The sequence below is a fragment of the Ureibacillus yapensis genome (assembly GCF_003515775.1).
In the GTDB taxonomy this organism is placed as follows: Bacteria; Bacillota; Bacilli; order Bacillales_A; family Planococcaceae; genus Ureibacillus; species Ureibacillus yapensis.
In genome coordinates this window covers 98,801-117,709 of record NZ_QWEI01000002.1, presented here as the reverse complement: position 1 = coordinate 117,709, position 18,909 = coordinate 98,801, and the positions used below count along the sequence as shown (strand labels likewise).

The window sequence follows — 18,909 nt, the reverse complement described above, 5'->3', positions numbered from 1 at the left end:
TTTATGTTCAGAAAAATTCTTGTTGCAAACCGTGGGGAAATTGCGAGGCGCATTATTCGGACTTGCGGCAAAATGGGAATTGAAACGGTTGCGGTCTATTCAGAAGCAGATCAAGACAGTTTGCATGTGAAAGAAGCAAGTGAAAGCTATTGTATAGGGAAATCACCAGTAGCTCAAAGTTATTTAAAGATCGAAGCGATTATAAATGCTGCATTGCAATCAGGTGCCCAAGCCATCCATCCCGGTTATGGCTTGCTGTCGGAAAATGCCGAGTTTGCAAGGCAAGCAGAAGAGTCAGGGCTTGTATTTATTGGTCCAAGTCCAAGTGTTATTGCTGCATTGGGAAGCAAGCTGGAAGCGCGGAAATTGATGCAAAAAGCGGGTGTTCCCATTCTTTTGGGCGTAAATGAACCGATTCAAACTGTTGAAGAAGCTGTTGAAGTGGCAAATCAACTAAGGTATCCACTCATGCTGAAGGCTTCGGCGGGTGGCGGCGGCATTGGGATGCAGCGAGTCGAAAATGAAGATGAACTGAGGAAAGCCTTTGAAGGCAATCAAAAGCGGGCACAGAGTTTCTTTAATGATGGAACGATGTTTCTGGAGAAATTCATATCTGAAGCACATCATATAGAAGTGCAGATCATGGCAGACCATTATGGGAATGTGGTACCGATCTTTGAGCGGGAATGCTCAATCCAGCGACGCAACCAAAAAGTAGTGGAAGAAGCGCCATCTCCGTTTATTTCTGAAATTACAAGACAGAAAATGATGGATGTAGCAGTAGCTGCTGCAAAATCCATCGGGTATACGAATGCAGGAACAGTTGAGTTCTTGGTTAATAAAAATCAAAACTTCTATTTCTTGGAGATGAATACACGGCTGCAAGTAGAGCATCCCGTCACGGAAGAGATTACAGGCTTGGATTTGGTAGAGCAACAAATCAGGGTTGCATATGGGGAGCCGTTGTCGTTTACGCGTGATTCCTTAGCAAAAAAAGGCCATGCCATCGAGGTTCGAATTTATGCGGAAAACCCAAATACGTTTTACCCTTCACCGGGGACCATAACAAAGCTTGTTTGCCCTGAAATGGAAGGGATTCGTCATGAAATTGCTGTTGAAACAGGAAGTGTGGTGTCACCCTTCTACGATCCGATGATTGCCAAGTGTATAGCAACTGGAGAAAACCGCCAACAAGCATGCGAAAAACTGGCTGTAGCACTTCAAGGATATATGATAGAAGGAATTGAAACAAATATCCCCATGCTGCTTGCTGTGATTACCCATCCACAGTTCTTAAAAGGAGTGACGACAACCAAATTTGTTGATGAGTATTATTTATTGAAAAATTGAAAAGGGGAAAGTGGAATGAATAAAAACAACCATAAACAAATTGAAGAATCTGTGTTGCAAGGCGGTCATAAAAAATACCACCAAAAGATATTGTTATTCTGGAGTCAATGATAATGGAAATTCCGATGGTGACAGATGAATCGGGTCACGTAACACAAATATTTGTCCCAGAAGGGAATTTTATCAATGCAGATGATGATTTATTGAAAAACGAATAAAGGTATTCTCCCCTAAACCAATGGCATTTATCCTAAGCACCTTCACAGTTGAAGGTGTATTTTTTGTGAAAAAATATTGTCAACCTCTAATTTCGAACTATCGGTGAATAAAATGTGAACTTTTTGTTAATAAATTGTGGCTAATTTGTGAAAACTAATATATAATAAAGACAATAAAAGCAATTCAATCAAAGGGGAGTGGTCACATGTTAAAACTATTTACGAATCTTTGTGCCATGCTGATTGTTTTCGGAATTATTCTTACTGTTGCAAGTATTTACACAAACATCTCCGTTTGGTATGGAATCGAAATGACCAAAGGTGCGGGAACATTATTTATCATGTTTCTATTCATGCATTTACTTGAAGAACAAAAGAAGGCAAACGAACAACAGCGCACTATAGTAGAATAAACAGCAAAAAAGCTTGAGAGCAAAGGCTCTCAAGCTTTTTCTTTATTACATATCCCAAAGTAAGATAAGTAATGTACCCAATACGGAAAGAACAACTATTACAATACCAAAAAGTATATTCGAATAGATTGCCCATCCATCTTCTGTTTCACCAGCGTGCATGAATACTACAAGTTGCAGAGTCGCTTGGATGAAGGCTGTTACCAATAGAATAGTCATTCCGGCTGTATATGACATATCAGTGAAAACAACCAATAAAGCGATTAAAGTTAAGACAAGGGAAGCAACAAATCCCATTACCTGTTTTGCAGGGAATAATTCTTTCATATTACATCATTCCTTTCAGATAGATGAAGCTGAAGATAAAGATCCAAACTACATCTAAGAAATGCCAGTAAAGAGAGAAGATAAATGATTTATTCGCTGTTTGAGGTGTTAATCCGCGTTTCTTTACTTGCAGAATGATAAATAATCCCCAGAATAAACCTAAAGTTACGTGAGCACCATGTGTTCCCAATGTTGTTAACAGGGCTGCAGTGAAGGCACTTGTTTGATAAGTAGCTCCCACATGATAGTAGTGCATAAACTCATAAATCTCTACCCCTAGGAAGACTAAGCCAAGCAATAGGGTAATCGCAAAGAAAGAAAGCATTGCATTTTTGCGGCCCAAGCGCATAGCGTGAATTCCAAGACCAATCGTGAAACTACTTGTTAATAAGACAAACGTTTCAATCAATACTGGTGTAATTTCAAAAATCTGTGCTGGTGTCGGTCCGGCACCTGTACGACCTTCCAATGTGAAATATCCCATGAAAAGGGTACCGAATAGCATAATTTCAGCACCAAGGAATATCCAGAATCCCAAAATGTTTAACTGATTTTGATGCGTGCTATATTCAAGAGGCTGCGAATGATCAATTTTCATTATTTAGCACCTCCAAGTTTTCTTTCAGTTTCTTTAATTTCTTCCACGGAAATATGGTATCCATCGTCTTTTTCAAATGAACGAAGTGCCATGCAGAAGAAGATACCCAGTAATGCAATAACTGCTGGAATCCATAACGAGAACACGAATGAGAATCCGGCAACGAAGAAGATCATTCCCATGATAAATGGTACCCCGCTGCTGCTCGGCATATGAATCTCTTCATATTCACCTCTGAATAATTGATGACCGTTCATTTTTGCATCCCAGAAAGCTTCACTTGAATTAACATGCGGTAATCTCGCGAAGTTGTATTCCGGAATTGGCGTATGAGTAGCCCATTCTAGTGAACGTGCATCCCAAGGGTCGCTGCCAATTTCTCTTGATGAGTTTTTGAAACTGTAGAAAACGTTCCAAAGAATTAACACAAATCCGATTGCCATGATAGCTGCACCGATGAATGACACCATATTTAACGGGCCAAAGCCAGTTGCTTCTGAATAAGTGTACATACGACGTGCTTGGCCGTCCAAACCTGTAATGTACATAGGGAAGAACGCAAGGACGAAACCGATTGTTAGTGACCAGAATGCCCATTTCCCGATTTTTTCGTTTAGCATGAAGCCAAAGAATTTAGGCCAGTAATAAGTTAAACCAGCTAGCATAGCGAATACTACACCAGGGATAATTGTATTATGGAAGTGAGCTACCAAGAACATTGTATTATGGTATTGATAGTCTGCCGCCGACATGGCAAGCATAACCCCTGTAACCCCACCAACCGTAAATAACGGAATAAAGGCTACTGAGTAAAGCATTGGCACTGTAAAGCGGATTTTTCCTTTATACATGGTAAATAACCAGTTAAAGATCTTAACTCCCGTTGGAACAGCAATCGCCATTGTCGTAATGGAGAAGATACTGTTTGTAAGTGCTCCTTGTCCCATTGTAAAGAAGTGGTGAGTCCATACCAAGAATGATAAGAACGAAATTAACACCATAGACCAAACCATAGGCTTGTATCCATATAGGTTTCTTCTCGAGAACGTTGGAATAATCTCACTGTAAAGTCCGAAAGCAGGCAAGATCAGGATATATACTTCAGGGTGTCCCCAAATCCAGAAGAAGTTCGCCCAAAGCATATCCATGCCACCGTTATCGGAAGTAAAGAAGTTCGTTGCAAATAATCGGTCAGTTGTACCCATTAATAACGCTACTGTTAAAACTGGGAAAGCAAACACAATAATTAAGTTTGCGATGAACGCTGACCAAGTAAACATTGGCATCTTCATTAATGTCATGCCAGGTGCACGCATTTTCAAGATTGTCGTACACATATTAATACCAGTCATTAATGACCCAATCCCTGAAATCTGGATTGCGATCATATAGTAGTTTGTACCAACGTGTTGACTGAAGTCATTCCCTGCAAGAGGGAAGTAGGAAGTCCAACCTGCATCCGGTGAACCACCAATAACGAAAGAAATATTAAATAACATTGCGCCGGCAAAGAATAGCCAGAAACTTAATGCATTCAAGCGTGGGAACGCAACATCGCGTGCACCAATTTGAAGAGGCACAAGCAAGTTCATAAACGCAAAGATAAATGGCATCGCCATAAAGATAATCATTACAACACCATGAGTCGTGAAAATCTCGTTATAGTGTTGTGCATCCAATAATTCAGCATCCGGAACGGAAAGCTGCGCACGCATCATGATAGCGTCGACGCCACCGCGGAATAGCATTAGAAGCGCCGAGATTAAGTACATAATCCCGATTTTTTTATGGTCAACTGTTGTTAACCATTCGCGCCATAGATAACCCCATTTTTTGAAATATGTTAAACCAGCAATAATTCCAATAGTAACGAGTGCTATTGCAACCATTGAGGCGTAAATCGCCGGACTTGGATGAGGTATGGCAAAACGCTCAAAAAATTCCATCCTTGTTTCTCCTTTCAAGAAAAACGTAAAGCTTTTCTTTTCATATTAATGACCGCTATGGTCGGATTCTTCTTCAGAATCATTTCCTTCTTCAGAAACGTCGTTATGAGTATGTTCTGGGGCAGGGCTGAATTCTAAATGTGTACCAGTGAATGTCATTTGACCAAGGTGGCCAGGTTCCAATAATTCATCAAATTTTTCTTCAGTTAGTGGCTCGGCTTTTTCATGAACCTCTTGTACCCATTCATCAAATTCTGTTTGAGACATTGCTGTTACGTTAAATGTATTTTCAGCAAAACCTTTACCACTGAAGTTTGCATTTCGACCTACATATTCACCAGGTTCATCAGCACCTAGGTGTAATGTTGTCACCATGTCGGCCATTGCGTATTTTTGACCGCCAAGTTGCGGAATCCAGAAACTTGTAATCGGTCCGAAAGAATAAAGTTTGAATTCCAATGGACGATCGGTTGGAATATAAAGATAGTTCACTGTTTCGATTCCTTCTTCTGGATAGCTGAAATGCCATTTCCAGTTGGAAGAAGAAGCATAGACTACTAAAGGTTCCTCATTTTCGTAACCTACAGGTGCAGATTCAACGATATAGTTACTTTTCACAGACATAAAGGATAAGAAAGCAACAATCAGTACTGGAATCCCGATACAAAGTGCTTCAACCCATTTATTTCCCTCGATGTGAGGTGGTTCGTAATCGTCTGGTTGATTTGAAGCACGGTATTTAAATAAAATAACGACTAAAATAGTCAAAACTGCGATTACGATAAATGACATAATACCAATTGATAGCATAATGTCGCTCGCTTGTTGTGCAGCTTGCGGTCCTTTTGGATCCAGAACCATTAACGGCTCACAACCAGCTAAAACGAGTACAAATGCTAACATGGACGATAAAAATGCCCATTTTTTCTTCATACAGATTTTCACCTTCCCTTAATAGCCAGAGTTATTTTTTAAGAATGTGTCTCTGACTCTCTAAATCTATTTTAATCATGAAAATAGTAAAAACATCTATTTTGAGCCGATTTCACAAAAGGTTCACCGTCCATTCAAAAGTTATTCACATAAAGTTCACCATTTATCAAAAAATATTAAAGTTTGTAAATAATTGTCAATGTAAACGAATACATTTTTTTATTTTTTGGTATTTTGCTTCTATTTTTCTAAAAGAATAAAAGGGAGTATTATTTTGAAATAAAAAAGAGCCATCCCAATTTTATAAGGATGACTCTGATTTTTATGACTACATATCAAAAATTTATCAATAATAAAACTAATCATTTATTTTATTATCTTGTAATTCAATTTTCTTTAAAGCCCTTTCAAAATTAAGTTCTTGTGAAATTTCTGCCCGGTTATTAACTTTTTTTGGCTTTTTCATTTTTTTAAAAGTTGTGCTGCTTTTTTTCGCCATGATTTATCACCTCCTGAGTGTAGCTTGGACTTTTTCAAATGGGGGCATTCATATTGATTCTTGGTAAGAAATTTGATTTCTTGGAGCACTTTTCTTCATTTTTAATACAATCGCCCTTGCAATCAGCCTAAAAACGCATTAATTAGTAAATAGAAGGAGGGCTGATCATTATGGGGTTGGACTGTAATTCGAACAAAGAGAAGAAAAATGCCGAGCATAATCGAATAGAAAGCAATGTGATTTTTGAAAATAATTCTCTTATTATTAGTCAAAGCTTTTGTGTCAATGCGACGGTTGGGGGGGATCAGAATTTGGTTGTTGAAGAGAAACCGCTATTTCATTCCGATCAGCAGCCATTTAATACGGAAGACTCTTCTGCCTTTCTCGATGAATCGCTTCTGCCCACGGAAAAGTCGAGTCCTCAAGACTATACACTCATTTATGCAGCTCCAGCCCTGCCCATTCTTGCACCGCTTCTCATCACGGTCATTGCTCGCAATTTGTCTGATAACGATGTGTTAATTAGCATAGAAGATGATGAAGAGGTATTGGTAGAGGAAATAGTTCCAGCAAATTCGGAACTTGCACTGACCGCTCAAAATGCTTTGTTTGTAAGAGCATTGGCATTATCCCAAAGCAAATTGCAATTTTTTATCAATGTTTATCATCCGACTAACCTATATCGATAATGTTCACTATTATCCTCAAGGTGATACCGTTGGAGCAGCCATTCCTGTTGAAACAAGGGGGCTCTAGTGTATTGTTATGGACAGAAGAGGTGTGGCATGAGTGAAAGCTGGCCTATCGTTTTATTAACCGAATTACGGGTAAAATCTTACTAATAAGGTAGGAGGGGAGTAATTATGCTTCATTATATAAGAGAAGGGGCGGGAGATCCGCTTGTATTAATTCATGGATTTTTAGGATCTAAGGATTTATTTAAAGATGTAATACCAGATTTGGCAAAGCATTTTGACGTGATTGCAATCGACTTGCCGGGTCATGGACAAAGCGAGGTTGAACAGGATACCTACACCGTCTATGACTATGCCAAAGCAGTGGCCCAAGTATTGCAGCATGAGTACATAACAGAAGCGATATGGCTGGGTCATTCTTTGGGAGGTTATATTGTTTTGGCTGCACTGGAGCAAAATATTGCGCCAATCAATAAAGCAATACTTGCTTATTCTTCCGACCTGGCCGATACCGAAGAACAAAAAGAGAAAAGAACCGAGCAGCAGCAGAAAATTGCCGAAAAAGGAGTAGAAACGTTTGTTGATGAAATGATTGGCGGATTTTTCAGCAAAGAGAATATTAAGCCAAAAGAAGAAATTGAGATTGCAAGCCGCATTGCTTATCAAGCTTCAGAAAAAGGTTTGATCCTGGCGCTGGAGGCGATGAAAACAAGACCTGAACAGCACGGTTTCATCGAGCAAACTTCAACGCCCATATTAATTATTGAAGGATTGCAAGATGAAGTGGTGAAACCTATTCAAACCGAGAATCCAATCGTGCATAAAGTGCAAACGAACACCGGTCATCTTGGCATGCTTGAAAATCCCCAAAAATTTGTCGAAGCGATTTTAGATTTCGAATCTTGATGCTGTGCGGATCTGTCACTGGGACAAGTCTTTCTTATTTCATGCACTCTGCAGATTAAAAAAAGAATGTCTTTCACCACAAAAGGTGAAAGACATTCTTTATTTTATAACAACTCAACTTTTATCCATTTACGGACACTGTTAATGAACCAAATGTGGGAACATGCTGCAAGGTCGCGAAGGGTTAAGACTTTTACCTGTATTGTCCCATTTTTCAGCAAGATCTCCCGGAATGTTCCTGCAAGCAGTCCGCATTTTATTGGAGGGGTATAAAGCTTGCCATCCAACTCCAGCACCACATTTCCGTTTGTGAATTCTGTCAATTCTTGATTTTCATTCCATAATAACACATCAAAAACGTCCGGTTGCTGGAATTGGAAATATAGATCACGATTGGTTGTTTTATGGTACAAGAATAAATTTTCCTTATCAATCGGGCTATCTGCCAACTTTACAGTAACTGTATTCGGTTGATGAAGTGGCTGGGCCTCCATCATCACCTCGCCAAATTCCGATAACTGCAAACGCACCTTATAGTCGCCGGTTTTTTGGGACTTGCAAAAGTCCAAGAGCAAATGTTTAACTTTTTCCCGGTCAAACCGAAAGTTGAAATATACCGAAGATTTTTCCATCCTGTTTAGATGCTCTTCTAGAAATTCGAATTTCCCTTGGGTCAAGAGAATGCTTTCAAGCAAGTGGAATGCCGGTTTCTTCTTTTTGAGTAATTTTGCTTTTGTTAACACTTCATTATATTCATCATTTGAAGTAGAATCCCATGTAATCCCGCCTCCAACACCATAAGTCGCTTGACCTGTTTGATGATTGATCAGTACGGTACGGATAGGAACGTTGAAAATGGCTTCATGTTCCGGAGTGATGTAGCCGATCGCACCGCAATAAACGTCCCTCGGTGCCGTTTCGATGTTCGCAATCAATTGCATTGTGCTAATTTTCGGTGCACCTGTAATGGATCCACAAGGAAAAAGTGCTTTAAACACATCAAATAGGGCAGTATCAGGTTTGACCTCTGCTGTAATGGTTGAAGTCATTTGATGTACTGTTGGATAGTGTTCAATTTGGAAAAGTTTTGGCACCTTGACTGTTCCTTGTTTTGCAATCATGCTTAAATCATTTCGCAGCAAGTCAACAATCATCACATTTTCCGCTTGATTTTTTTCGGAATTTGAAAGCCACTTTGCATGTTCTTCATCTTCTTCCAGCGTTTTGCCTCTGGCAATGGTTCCTTTCATCGGACGAGTCGTAATTCGATCATCTTTTAAATGAAAGAAAAGCTCCGGCGATGCAGATAAAACGCTAAAATCACCTGTATTGATATATGAGCAATAATTGGAGGATTGCGCAGTTTTTAATGAATTAAAAAATGCCAGATCGTCCCCGGAAAAGTGGGAAGATAAGCGAATGGTATAATTTGTTTGATACGTATTGCCATTTTTAATTTGTGACTTAATTGTTTCAATCGCAGCTTCATATTCAGCAATGGAAGTATTCGGTTGCCAGTCGGAAAGCTCGTACTGGCCCTCGCTCATGAAAGTTTGGCCAACAGGTTCTGAAAAAATTCCAAACCAGACGAGCGGCATTGTCGGCTGGTTATTCACTTCAAAAGCCGGATCGAACGCTGGTGCACTTTCATAGGAAACAAACCCTGCCGCATAGTAGCCATCCTTCACCGCTTGCTGGATTTGCATAAAGCTAGGGTAAACATCTTCGATTTTATGCGCAATAATGATTTTGAGCGGATCTCTAAAAGCAAGAGGATGGATTTTCCCATCTTCTCCGGCAAATTCAAATGATAAGAATGGTTCTTTAATTTTGTTCATTATGTATAACCTCTGTTTTTAGTAAAGAAATTTTGAATCATTTGCAGTCCATTTTCCGTTAAAATGGCTTCCGGATGGAATTGGACGCCTTCTACATTAAATTCTTTGTGTCGCAATGCCATAATTTCCCCATTTATCGTTTTCGCGCTGACTTCAAGACAGTCCGGAAGTGTTGCTTCATCTACAATTAAGGAATGATAGCGCGTTACTTTTGCACGAGAGGGGATATCTCGAAATATTTGGCGGCCATCATGTTCAATTTTTTCTACTTTTCCATGCATCGGCTTTAACGCCTTTCGCACTGTTCCTCCAAAAGCTTGGGCGATTATTTGGTGGCCAAGGCAAACGCCCAAAATCGGGATTTTATTGTAAAACTCTTTTACCACATCCAAGCAAACTCCGGCAGTATCCGGATTGCCCGGTCCAGGTGAAATTAAAATAAAGTCAGGACACAATTCATTTATTTCGTGGGTTGAGATCTCATTGTTTCGTTTTACAACTACCTCTTCATCGACTGTCTGAATATATTGGACAAGATTAAAGGTAAACGAATCAAAATTATCAATGACAAGGATCAAACGTACTTCTTCCTTTCAAGTGTAATTCCAAGCAGTATAGTTATGAAATTATTATAAAAGAATGTGTACAGAAAAGCGACGTTTAAGCCATTTCATCTCACTTGCTTTTTTTTCCCAGTGAATAAAAAAAGCGGGATATGACATTTTACATTGATTTAAGGTGTTGCTCATTCTTGTAAAATAAAGGATAATAGTATCAATTTATTCCTTCTAGTAAAAAATGGATTTTACTGAATCTTAAGTGAAGAGCAGAGGTGTATATAATGCAACCGGAACAAATCAAAAAAGAACGTGCGGAAGATAGCGCGAAACTTGAAAATAGAGCAACATTGCTGGTGAAATGTCCCGACCAACCTGGAATTGTGTCCGTTTTATCTACGTTTTTATTTCGCCACCAAGCCAATATTATTGAATCAAGCAGATATTCCAGCAATCCTGAAAATGGTACATTTTTTATTCGTTTGGAATTTACATGCGAAAAGCTTTCATCAAAGGCAGCTGAAATGGAGAGGGAATTTAAGTTGATTGCAGATGATTACAAGATGGATTATGACTTTCACTATTTAAGCAAGCGCCAACGTTCCGCTATTTATGTCTCCAAAGAATTGCATTGCCTATTGGAATTGCTGTGGGAATGGCAAAACGGGGATTTGGAAACGGATATTGCGGTTGTGATCAGCAATCATGAAGATGCACGGGAAATCGTGGAGTCTTTTGGAATTCCTTTTTACTATTTGCCTGCAAACAAAGATATTCGCAAAGAGGTAGAAAGGCAGCAAATCGCTTTAATGAAAGAATATGAAGTAGATGTTTTAATATTGGCGCGGTATATGCAAATTTTAACGCCGGATTTTGTAAATCATTTTGAAAGCCGAATCATTAATATACACCATTCCTTTTTGCCTGCATTTATCGGTGCAAACCCTTATGACCGCGCATATAAAAGGGGAGTCAAACTCATCGGTGCAACTTCCCATTATGTAACAAACGACCTGGATGAAGGCCCGATTATCGAACAAGATGTTGAACGTGTAGATCATCGTGATGATGTGGCGACCTTAAAGAAAATCGGTCGGCAGATTGAACGCCGCGTTTTAACTAAAGCAGTGAAATGGCATTTGGAAAAACGTATTATCGTTGAAGGAAATAAAACGATTGTGTTTCATTGATCACCAACAATTTATTAGATGTAAACAGTAGCCGACCATACCTTTTTTGGGACGGCTGCTTTTTTATTTTATGCCCTTGAATGGTGTTTGAATTTTTCCGCTAAACCAACTTATAAACCGAACTGTATATTTATACACATTGGTTAAAATATCAAAAAATTATCACTCTCTAAAACGTTGGTATATATGGGTTTCGATCAATTGCATTTTTATCCACCCTTGATTATGTCAACTAAGTATGCATATAATATGTTTGCAACAGAAAATCTCCGGCGACGGAGTATAGGATTTTCTTGATTGATAAACCTATCAATAACTAATCCTCCGTTAGTGGAGGTGAAGGTTAGCGGTAAAACCAAAATGGAAGGGGATTGTCTCTCAATAGCAAAGAAAGGATGATTAGATGACTTTAACTCAAGAAACAGAACGTATTGAACAAACAAAAGGTGATTATTCTTTTGAAGCAGTTCCGGAAGATAAACGCAATATGGGTTGGTTCAGTGTAACCAATATTACATTCGGGATTGCAACGGCAATATTCTACTTCCAAACAGGAAGTGTTATGGCACTCCAATTCGGAGCAATGAATGCGATTATTTCCGCGATTTATGCGATCGTGATTGCTGGTGTGCTAGGTACAGTTATCGCGTATCTCTCAGCAAAATCAGGAATGAACGTAAATTTGATGTCTCGCCAAGGATTTGGGTACATAGGTGCTTCCCTCACTTCATTAATTTACGCATCGAATTTTATTATGTATTGTGCATTTGAAGGTATGATTCTAGTTACTGCTGTACATGCATATTTCCCCTCTATTCCATTATGGTTACTCATCATAGTATTCGGATCAATTGTTATTCCTCTTAATTGGTTCGGTATCAAACAACTAGACAAATTACAAAAATGGTCTTTACCGATCTTCATGCTATTCTTAGTTATCACAATTATTGTTGCATTTAACACGCCATCAAAATACGGCGGCAGTTTCTGGACATACATGCCAGAGGGAGTTCAGGTTGGCGGAACGGCGCTATTATTATGCATCGGGATGCAACATGGCATCATGGGGTTAACGGCTTTAATCGCATCGGATTATGCACGTTTCCTAAAACCAAAAGATATTAAATTTGGTTCCTTCATGATTGGATTTATCCCACAAATCTTCTGTTTTGGTGTAATGGGATTACTCGGCATTTGGTTTGGCGTTCGTTTGGCGGAAGCAAATCCGGGAGTTTATATTGTTATACTTCTGGGGCTCGGCGGGGTGCTATTTACCATGTTAACTCAATTGCGAATTAACATTACAAATGTATATAGTGCATCACTGTCATTATCCAACTTTTTCGAAAATGTATTTCACTTTAAACCTGGCCGCCGTTTCTGGGTTGTTGTATCTGCTGTAGTGGCGATTTTATTAATGCTTGGCGGCATCCTGGATTATTTAGGCACTGCGATGACTTTCCAAGGTGTTCTTCTAATGTCCTGGGCGGCTATTTTAGTAACAGACGCTCTTGTCGTTAAAAAGTTATTGAAAATTGTACCGCAAAGATATGAAGCAGACCAAAGCAAGTTATACAAATGGAATCCGGCGGGGGTAGTACCCTTAATCGTTTCAAGTATTCTCGGCACTATTGCTGCAGTGGGCGTTATGGGAACTTTCTTGCAAAATACTGCCACTTTCTTTGCCGCGATTTTAGCTTCGATTTTATCAATTTTAATCGCCGTTTATACAAAAGGGAAGTATTATGAAAAGACGCAATCCAATGAAATGCCTATGGATTCCAAAAACAAAGTTAAACATGGAACAAAAGAAGTAACGGTAGATTAAATAGGAAGAAAAAGAAAAGTTGAGAACCGTTTCGTTGGGTTCTCAACTTTTTTTAGAGGGAATCTGTGGAAACGTTTGATTCCACCTTATCTATTTCACGCAATTTATCGTAAATTCTTCTTTTTCGATAGAGCATTATGCCAGCCTCTGCGACATCGTCCATCATTCCCTTGTTAATGATGGCGCCAAAAAGCATCCCGACGACTGGCACCATCTGAAATAATTTTTTCAATCCAAAATTATCACGATAGGTAAAGAAAACTTCTTGCCAACCCTTTAGTTGGCTGATCATACTAGCGGCACTGTCTCTTTTTTCATGCATCATTGAAAGTTCATTCAAGATGGATTCTTTCCCCACAATATCGGCTGAAGCGAATTGCAAGCATTTGATGATAAAGACCCGCTCTTGTTTTTCATTCGGATCATATCCATGGATGATGGCAATTTCCTGCAAAGTTTTAAGCGCCATTCCCAATATGACGGGTATATCGACCGCAAGGGTAAAAATGCCGCCAAACCCTGTAGTGGCACCTTGAACTGCTGCCAATTTACTTCGTTCACTTTGCAATTTATTGCTGGCTGAAATCATATCCTGGATAGGCAACTTTCCAATGTCCGTGATGTTTTCGACTGGCTGGGAAGTGAATCGGCTGATTTTTTTAATCATTAGCGCTTCGTTGATTAAATATCTGCCGCCTGTTTGGACATAGCTGCCGAGTTCATTGACTAAAACGGCGATTTTTTCCTGTATGAATTTTGGTGTTAGCTTATCGATTAATTTAAAGGGCAGACGACCTATCTTTTCCCAAAAAAATAGTCCCTTTTGGTCCTTTTCCCATTTTTCGATTTCGTACAAATAGACGGTTAATTGCTCTTTAGATTCCATAAACATTCTCCTAACGGTTTTTCTTCATATAATAGTGTTTACGAAAAAATTTAAATAATGTTTCATCTATCTCCTAATTGATACCCTATTTTAATTATAATAAAGGGGAAAATTGAATCTTTTTAATATAAATGGTTAAATTTATGGAAGAAAGCCGAAAATAACGTAAAAGAATCCATTTAAAAGGTTGTGAGGTATTGAATATAGTTGTGATTGGTGCAAATGGCCAAATAGGTAGATACCTTATTAAATACCTAACGGAAAGTGGACAACACAAAGTAAAAGCTTTGGTCCATAACACAGCGCAAAGTGCATATTTTGGACAACTTGGAATTGAATCATTTGTATTGCATTCAACTCAATCCTTGGATGGTTTTGTCAATTGGATAAAGGGTATAGATGTATTTGTATTTGCAGGAAGCATTGAAGGGGAGGATCGCGAAGGTTCAATTTTAACGGAAGTTGATTCTACCATTCGATTATTTGAAGCCATCATATTTGCAAAAGGAAAACGCGTTATTTATGTAAGCACAATTGACATTGGAAAGGAAAATTGGCCGCGTTTCCCGGAATTTTACCGGCCTTTGCTGGTTAAAAACCATCATATTGTACAGTGGGTGAGAAATTCGGATTTGGATTATACCATCATTCAAACCGGGAATTTAAGTGATTGCCGCGGAACGGGGTATATAAAAATTGTAGAACTTGATGCAGTGAAAGGTGAAATATCCTATGAAGACACAGCAAAGGCAATTTTGCAATGCATAGAAACCAACGCTACTATAAAAAGGGAATTTAAGATAGTCACTGGCAAATTGCCGATTGCAGATGCAATTATGGAAAGTGGGATTTCAAACTTATAATATTCTTTAATTGAAGAAAAATCAGCGTCAATAAAAGAGAGTTACATTAAAAATTCCATAATTTGCTCATAACAGCGGCAGAATTCTACTTATAACTTCTTTTTAACAATTTACAAATTAATATATACTTTAATCTATGTAAAAATGTAGTATAATATTATACAGTTATAATTAAGGTGTATTGCATAAGTCTCTCGCTCAAGCTCTTGAACAGTGGAGCGGCTACATCTTTTTCAAATATAGGGGAGATAGGAAGGTAATTATGAGTACTAAATATGAGAAAACAGACGTTATCTTAATTGGTGCCGGCGTTATGAGTGCAACATTAGGCTCCTTACTTAAAGAATTAGCTCCGGATTGGAATATTAAAGTATTTGAACAGCTCGACAAAGCAGGAGAAGAAAGTTCCAACGAGTGGAATAATGCGGGTACAGGACACTCCGCGCTATGTGAACTGAACTATACACCACAAAAATCGGATGGTTCCGTGGATATTAAAAAAGCGATCAATATCAATGAGCAATTCCAATTATCAAAACAATTTTGGTCTTACTTAGTAAAAAGCAATTTAATCAGCAATCCAGAAGATTTCATCATGCCGATTCCTCACATGAGCTTGGTTATGGGCGAAGATAATGTGGATTTCTTGAAAAAACGTTTTGAAGCGCTTTCAAATAATCCGTTATTCGATGGCATGGAATATACTGAAAATCCAGAAACGCTGAAAGATTGGCTTCCGCTTGTTATGGAAGGGCGTAAAGGCAACGAGCCGATTGCAGCAACAAAAATTGACTCAGGGACAGATGTTAACTTTGGTGCTTTAACTCGTATCCTGTTTGAACACTTGCAAAAGCAAAATGTAGAAGTGAACTACAAACACTCTGTTTCTGATATCAAGCGTTCAAATGACGGTATGTGGGAAGTAAAAGTACACGACCTTGACGGCTGCAAAATGGAATACCATAAAGCAAAATTTGTCTTTATCGGTGCTGGCGGTGCAAGTCTTCATTTATTGCAAGCAACTGGAATTCCGGAATCAAAACATGTCGGCGGTTTCCCGGTAAGTGGATTATTCATGGTCTGCAACAATCAAGAAGTGGTGGAACAACACCATGCCAAAGTATATGGAAAAGCGAAATTAGGTGCACCGCCAATGTCGGTACCGCATCTAGATACACGCTATATTGACAATAAGAAATCTTTATTGTTCGGACCTTTCGCAGGATTTTCACCGAAATTCCTGAAAACGGGTTCAAATATGGATTTAATTGCTTCCGTAAAACCAAACAATTTACTTACGCTATTGGCTGCTGGTGCCAAAGAAATGAAGCTTACAAAATACTTGATTCAACAATTAATGCTATCGAATGAGCAGCGTCTGGAAGAACTGCAAGAGTTTATTCCAAATGCTAAATTGGAAGATTGGGATATCGTGGTAGCTGGCCAACGTGTGCAAGTTATTAAAGATACAGATGCAGGAAAAGGTACATTGCAATTCGGTACAGAAGTCATCACTGCTGAAGACGGTTCCGTAGCGGCATTGTTGGGAGCTTCGCCTGGTGCATCTACTGCCGTTAAAGTTATGCTTGATATCATCAATAGATGTTTCCCGGAACGTGTCCAAGAATGGCAACCGAAAATCAAGGAAATGGTTCCTTCTTACGGAATTTCCCTGATGGAAAACCCGGACCTATTAAAAGAAATCAACGCTTCAACTTCAGAAGCACTTGGGCTAGTTAATAAAGAGCCGATCCATAATTAAGAGATTTAAAAGAGCCTTTCATCAATTTGATGAAAGGCTCTTTATGTTTCTACGATTCTTCCTCGAAGTAGAGTTTATAATACTTGCGGTTTGTCGCTTCATCAAAGCCAACTTCAATCAGTTCATCCACTTGCTCTATGTTTTGCAGATTTACTTGTATCTCGATGTTGTCATCCAGTTTAATTTTTCGCTTATACGTTTTCTCAACCTTTTCCACGGCGTTTCCGGAAATCATTGTTTCATAAGGCTTGACTGTATTGATGATGATATCTCTTTGGACGGGTTCCGCTTTTTCGAAAACTGTCTCAATGTATTCATCTACTTCAAATGTTTCTTCGTTTCTGAAATAATCCAATGTTTTATTTAAAAAACCCAGTTTTTCCGTATTTGAAAAACTATCTTCTTTTAAAATATATTTCTTGCATTCGGATAATGCCAAATTTGTTTTATGGTAATGTTCATCTTTTACTTTGATCTTGAGGAAACGTTCCTGCCAGTAGACAATATCCTCTTTTCTTTTTGTTTTTATGAAAACGGCAGGGGATTGATCTGCGCCCATATCAACAATTACTGCTGCATTATTCGCTTTTTTAACATTAATGCCGTCAATGCCGTTTACACTCATCTTGTTCTGCTCTGACTGCACATCCAGGAATATTTCTTTTTCATCGATTTTTACTATGGAAATGGCTCTTTTCACACTATTGTTCCATATGCAATTATCGAATAACCCTATGAATAATTCGCCGCTTTTAATTTGGGGGTGTTGGGAGGAGGTATGCAGATGAGTTGCAATATGTTGAGCTTGTTCTAAAAAACTGTCTTCATTTTTGAAGATCGACGTTGCATAGCTATAAATCTCATTTAAAGCAAGGCTGCTCTCATGGTAAAATTCATATTGCTGATCCCAATCGATTTTATTAAAAGCTAATTGTGCAAAGGCTGCTTCCAGCAATAGTTCAGGCTGGGTATAGACTTCTTCCCCTAAAACGAGTGCATCACTAACATGGTGCATGCTATATTTCGCTAGCTTACTTTCACTTACTTCCCACATGATGTTCTCCTTTAAATTGAATGTCGCTATTTACCTTAACATAATTATAAAAGTTTTATTATGAAATTTATATGAAAGTTGGATTAGAAAACTCCAATTTTGATAAGGGTATACAAATTTAAAATAATACTATATAATAATTAATAGAATACAAGTGATTCGAAAAGGAAACCATTTCTGTTAAGTGCCGGTAACACTTAATGTAAAGAAATGGTTTTTTTCTGTTTAAAAAGGTTTAAAACACGACATAAAAGGTATGGGTACTATAAGGCGTTTAAAAATTAGCCAATTATTTGTAAACTTGCGTTATTATGTCCATAATAATTGTAAGAAAATTCAGGAGGATTTCCATGCTGATTACAATTGAATGGACATATAAGTCAAAGAATGGAATTGAAACAATTTTTCGCTCGGATGAAATGCCGCCTGCACATGCTCTGGCAATTGCAGAAGACTTGGAAAAAACAGGTCGAACGAGCAAGATGACCTTCATCGACCAACATGATAGTACATGGATGGCAAAAGAACTTAAAAAATACTTAAAAGAATTGGAAACAGAACCGCATCATGTTCAAGTGTACTTTGATGGAGGCTTTGATCTTCAAACGAAAGATTCAGGGCTAGGAATCGCCATTTACTATGAGCAAAATGGAAAGTCCTATCGACTTAGACGCAATGCGCCGGCGATTGGGCTTGTTTCAAATAACGAGTCGGAGTATGCGGCGCTTCATTTGGCGATTGTTGAATTGGATTTACTGGGTGTTCATCATCAAACGGTTTGTTTTCTTGGTGACTCCCAAGTAGTAATCAATCAAATGAGCGGTGAATGGCCAGCATATGAAAAAGAACTCGCAAGTTGGGCGGATCGCATTGATGAAAAATTAAATAATCTTGGCATCACGCCTGAATACGAGCTAATTCCACGTAAATTAAACGCCGAAGCCGATCGCCTTGCAACACAAGCTTTACAGGGCATAGATATTAACGGAAACATTGAGCTTCAATGACCAGTTAGGTGCAAGTCATTTATTCTTTTGCTGTAATTT

At 38.6% G+C, this 18,909-nt stretch carries 19 protein-coding genes; 10 read left to right on the top strand and 9 right to left on the bottom strand.

Annotation, left to right across the window (positions count from 1 at the left end):
* Window positions 1-3 precede the first annotated feature (3 nt).
* The 3 genes from D1B33_RS05285 (at window position 4) to D1B33_RS05275 (ending at window position 1,981) form a co-directional block, all read left to right on the top strand.
* The gene (locus D1B33_RS05285; protein ID WP_118875337.1) at window positions 4-1,350 is read left to right on the top strand and encodes an acetyl-CoA carboxylase biotin carboxylase subunit; all 1,347 of its coding nucleotides are present in this window, start codon (window positions 4-6) and stop codon (window positions 1,348-1,350) included.
* A gap of 74 nt (window positions 1,351-1,424) precedes the next feature.
* Complete coding sequence (locus tag D1B33_RS18720) at window positions 1,425-1,568, top strand: biotin/lipoyl-containing protein (protein ID WP_325049431.1); 144 nt, start codon at window positions 1,425-1,427, stop codon at window positions 1,566-1,568.
* A 206-nt stretch (window positions 1,569-1,774) separates the two neighbouring features.
* Entirely contained in the window at window positions 1,775-1,981 is a 207-nt protein-coding gene (locus D1B33_RS05275) for a hypothetical protein (protein ID WP_118875335.1), read from the top strand.
* 45 nt (window positions 1,982-2,026) lie between these two features.
* Here the strand turns inward: D1B33_RS05275 and qoxD are convergent, their stop codons facing one another.
* The 5 genes from qoxD to D1B33_RS18400 form a co-directional block, all read right to left on the bottom strand.
* Window positions 2,027-2,308, bottom strand: coding sequence for a cytochrome aa3 quinol oxidase subunit IV (gene qoxD / locus D1B33_RS05270; RefSeq protein WP_118875334.1), 282 nt, complete (start codon window positions 2,306-2,308; stop codon window positions 2,027-2,029).
* 1 nt (window position 2,309) lies between these two features.
* On the bottom strand, window positions 2,310-2,906 hold the full coding sequence (gene qoxC / locus D1B33_RS05265; RefSeq protein WP_118875333.1) for a cytochrome aa3 quinol oxidase subunit III: 597 nt from the start codon (window positions 2,904-2,906) through the stop codon (window positions 2,310-2,312).
* Window positions 2,906-4,852, bottom strand: coding sequence for a cytochrome aa3 quinol oxidase subunit I (qoxB, locus tag D1B33_RS05260; RefSeq protein ID WP_118875332.1), 1,947 nt, complete (start codon window positions 4,850-4,852; stop codon window positions 2,906-2,908). The genes qoxC and qoxB overlap by 1 nt, the downstream gene beginning before the upstream one ends.
* Before the next feature lie 45 nt (window positions 4,853-4,897).
* Window positions 4,898-5,785 (bottom strand): cytochrome aa3 quinol oxidase subunit II, encoded by an 888-nt coding sequence (gene qoxA, locus D1B33_RS05255; RefSeq protein ID WP_118875331.1) that lies wholly within the window; start codon window positions 5,783-5,785, stop codon window positions 4,898-4,900.
* Window positions 5,786-6,143: 358 nt separating this feature from the next.
* Window positions 6,144-6,284 carry a hypothetical protein gene (locus D1B33_RS18400; protein ID WP_158582919.1) on the bottom strand — a complete coding sequence of 47 codons (141 nt, stop codon included), beginning with the start codon at window positions 6,282-6,284 and terminating at the stop codon, window positions 6,144-6,146.
* Between the two features lie 170 nt (window positions 6,285-6,454).
* Between D1B33_RS18400 and D1B33_RS05250 the strand changes: the two genes are divergently transcribed.
* Together D1B33_RS05250 and D1B33_RS05245 are read left to right on the top strand one after the other, a co-directional pair.
* Entirely contained in the window at window positions 6,455-6,973 is a 519-nt protein-coding gene (locus D1B33_RS05250; RefSeq protein ID WP_118875330.1) for a hypothetical protein, read from the top strand.
* Window positions 6,974-7,147: 174 nt separating this feature from the next.
* Entirely contained in the window at window positions 7,148-7,885 is a 738-nt protein-coding gene (locus tag D1B33_RS05245) for an alpha/beta fold hydrolase (RefSeq protein WP_118875329.1), read from the top strand.
* 104 nt (window positions 7,886-7,989) lie between these two features.
* Here D1B33_RS05245 and pabB read toward each other — a convergent pair whose 3' ends face one another.
* Both pabB and D1B33_RS05235 read right to left on the bottom strand, forming a co-directional pair.
* Window positions 7,990-9,723, bottom strand: coding sequence for an aminodeoxychorismate synthase component I (pabB, locus tag D1B33_RS05240; protein ID WP_118875328.1), 1,734 nt, complete (start codon window positions 9,721-9,723; stop codon window positions 7,990-7,992).
* Window positions 9,723-10,301 (bottom strand): anthranilate synthase component II, encoded by a 579-nt coding sequence (locus tag D1B33_RS05235; protein WP_118875327.1) that lies wholly within the window; start codon window positions 10,299-10,301, stop codon window positions 9,723-9,725. The genes pabB and D1B33_RS05235 overlap by 1 nt, the downstream gene beginning before the upstream one ends.
* Before the next feature lie 263 nt (window positions 10,302-10,564).
* On the opposite strand from D1B33_RS05235, the gene purU reads away from it, so the two are divergent.
* On the top strand, window positions 10,565-11,470 hold the full coding sequence (gene purU / locus D1B33_RS05230) for a formyltetrahydrofolate deformylase (RefSeq protein ID WP_118875326.1): 906 nt from the start codon (window positions 10,565-10,567) through the stop codon (window positions 11,468-11,470).
* A gap of 403 nt (window positions 11,471-11,873) precedes the next feature.
* Window positions 11,874-13,298: a purine-cytosine permease family protein gene (locus D1B33_RS05225; RefSeq protein ID WP_118875325.1), complete on the top strand. Its 1,425-nt coding sequence runs from the start codon at window positions 11,874-11,876 to the stop codon at window positions 13,296-13,298.
* A gap of 52 nt (window positions 13,299-13,350) precedes the next feature.
* On the opposite strand, the gene D1B33_RS05220 is transcribed toward D1B33_RS05225, so the two are convergent.
* Window positions 13,351-14,184 (bottom strand): EcsC family protein, encoded by an 834-nt coding sequence (locus D1B33_RS05220; protein ID WP_118875324.1) that lies wholly within the window; start codon window positions 14,182-14,184, stop codon window positions 13,351-13,353.
* Window positions 14,185-14,381: 197 nt separating this feature from the next.
* Between D1B33_RS05220 and D1B33_RS05215 the strand changes: the two genes are divergently transcribed.
* Complete coding sequence (locus D1B33_RS05215) at window positions 14,382-15,047, top strand: SDR family oxidoreductase (RefSeq protein ID WP_158582918.1); 666 nt, start codon at window positions 14,382-14,384, stop codon at window positions 15,045-15,047.
* Between the two features lie 262 nt (window positions 15,048-15,309).
* Window positions 15,310-16,809 carry a malate:quinone oxidoreductase gene (locus D1B33_RS05210; RefSeq protein ID WP_118875322.1) on the top strand — a complete coding sequence of 500 codons (1,500 nt, stop codon included), beginning with the start codon at window positions 15,310-15,312 and terminating at the stop codon, window positions 16,807-16,809.
* A gap of 49 nt (window positions 16,810-16,858) precedes the next feature.
* Here D1B33_RS05210 and D1B33_RS05205 read toward each other — a convergent pair whose 3' ends face one another.
* Window positions 16,859-17,863 (bottom strand): nucleoid-associated protein, encoded by a 1,005-nt coding sequence (locus D1B33_RS05205; protein ID WP_118875321.1) that lies wholly within the window; start codon window positions 17,861-17,863, stop codon window positions 16,859-16,861.
* A gap of 350 nt (window positions 17,864-18,213) precedes the next feature.
* Between D1B33_RS05205 and D1B33_RS05200 the strand changes: the two genes are divergently transcribed.
* Window positions 18,214-18,870: a ribonuclease H family protein gene (locus D1B33_RS05200; RefSeq protein ID WP_118875320.1), complete on the top strand. Its 657-nt coding sequence runs from the start codon at window positions 18,214-18,216 to the stop codon at window positions 18,868-18,870.
* Window positions 18,871-18,909: the final 39 nt, after the last annotated feature.

Coding starts and splice junctions, on each gene's coding strand:
- D1B33_RS05285 (WP_118875337.1), top strand. CDS start 4: ATGTTCAGAAAAATTCTTGTTGCAAACCGTGGGGAAATTGCGAGGCGC.
- D1B33_RS05275 (WP_118875335.1), top strand. CDS start 1,775: ATGTTAAAACTATTTACGAATCTTTGTGCCATGCTGATTGTTTTCGGA.
- qoxD (WP_118875334.1), bottom strand. CDS start 2,308: ATGAAAGAATTATTCCCTGCAAAACAGGTAATGGGATTTGTTGCTTCC.
- qoxC (WP_118875333.1), bottom strand. CDS start 2,906: ATGAAAATTGATCATTCGCAGCCTCTTGAATATAGCACGCATCAAAAT.
- qoxB (WP_118875332.1), bottom strand. CDS start 4,852: ATGGAATTTTTTGAGCGTTTTGCCATACCTCATCCAAGTCCGGCGATT.
- qoxA (WP_118875331.1), bottom strand. CDS start 5,785: ATGAAGAAAAAATGGGCATTTTTATCGTCCATGTTAGCATTTGTACTC.
- D1B33_RS18400 (WP_158582919.1), bottom strand. CDS start 6,284: ATGGCGAAAAAAAGCAGCACAACTTTTAAAAAAATGAAAAAGCCAAAA.
- D1B33_RS05250 (WP_118875330.1), top strand. CDS start 6,455: ATGGGGTTGGACTGTAATTCGAACAAAGAGAAGAAAAATGCCGAGCAT.
- D1B33_RS05245 (WP_118875329.1), top strand. CDS start 7,148: ATGCTTCATTATATAAGAGAAGGGGCGGGAGATCCGCTTGTATTAATT.
- pabB (WP_118875328.1), bottom strand. CDS start 9,723: ATGAACAAAATTAAAGAACCATTCTTATCATTTGAATTTGCCGGAGAA.
- purU (WP_118875326.1), top strand. CDS start 10,565: ATGCAACCGGAACAAATCAAAAAAGAACGTGCGGAAGATAGCGCGAAA.
- D1B33_RS05225 (WP_118875325.1), top strand. CDS start 11,874: ATGACTTTAACTCAAGAAACAGAACGTATTGAACAAACAAAAGGTGAT.
- D1B33_RS05220 (WP_118875324.1), bottom strand. CDS start 14,184: ATGGAATCTAAAGAGCAATTAACCGTCTATTTGTACGAAATCGAAAAA.
- D1B33_RS05210 (WP_118875322.1), top strand. CDS start 15,310: ATGAGTACTAAATATGAGAAAACAGACGTTATCTTAATTGGTGCCGGC.
- D1B33_RS05205 (WP_118875321.1), bottom strand. CDS start 17,863: ATGTGGGAAGTAAGTGAAAGTAAGCTAGCGAAATATAGCATGCACCAT.
- D1B33_RS05200 (WP_118875320.1), top strand. CDS start 18,214: ATGCTGATTACAATTGAATGGACATATAAGTCAAAGAATGGAATTGAA.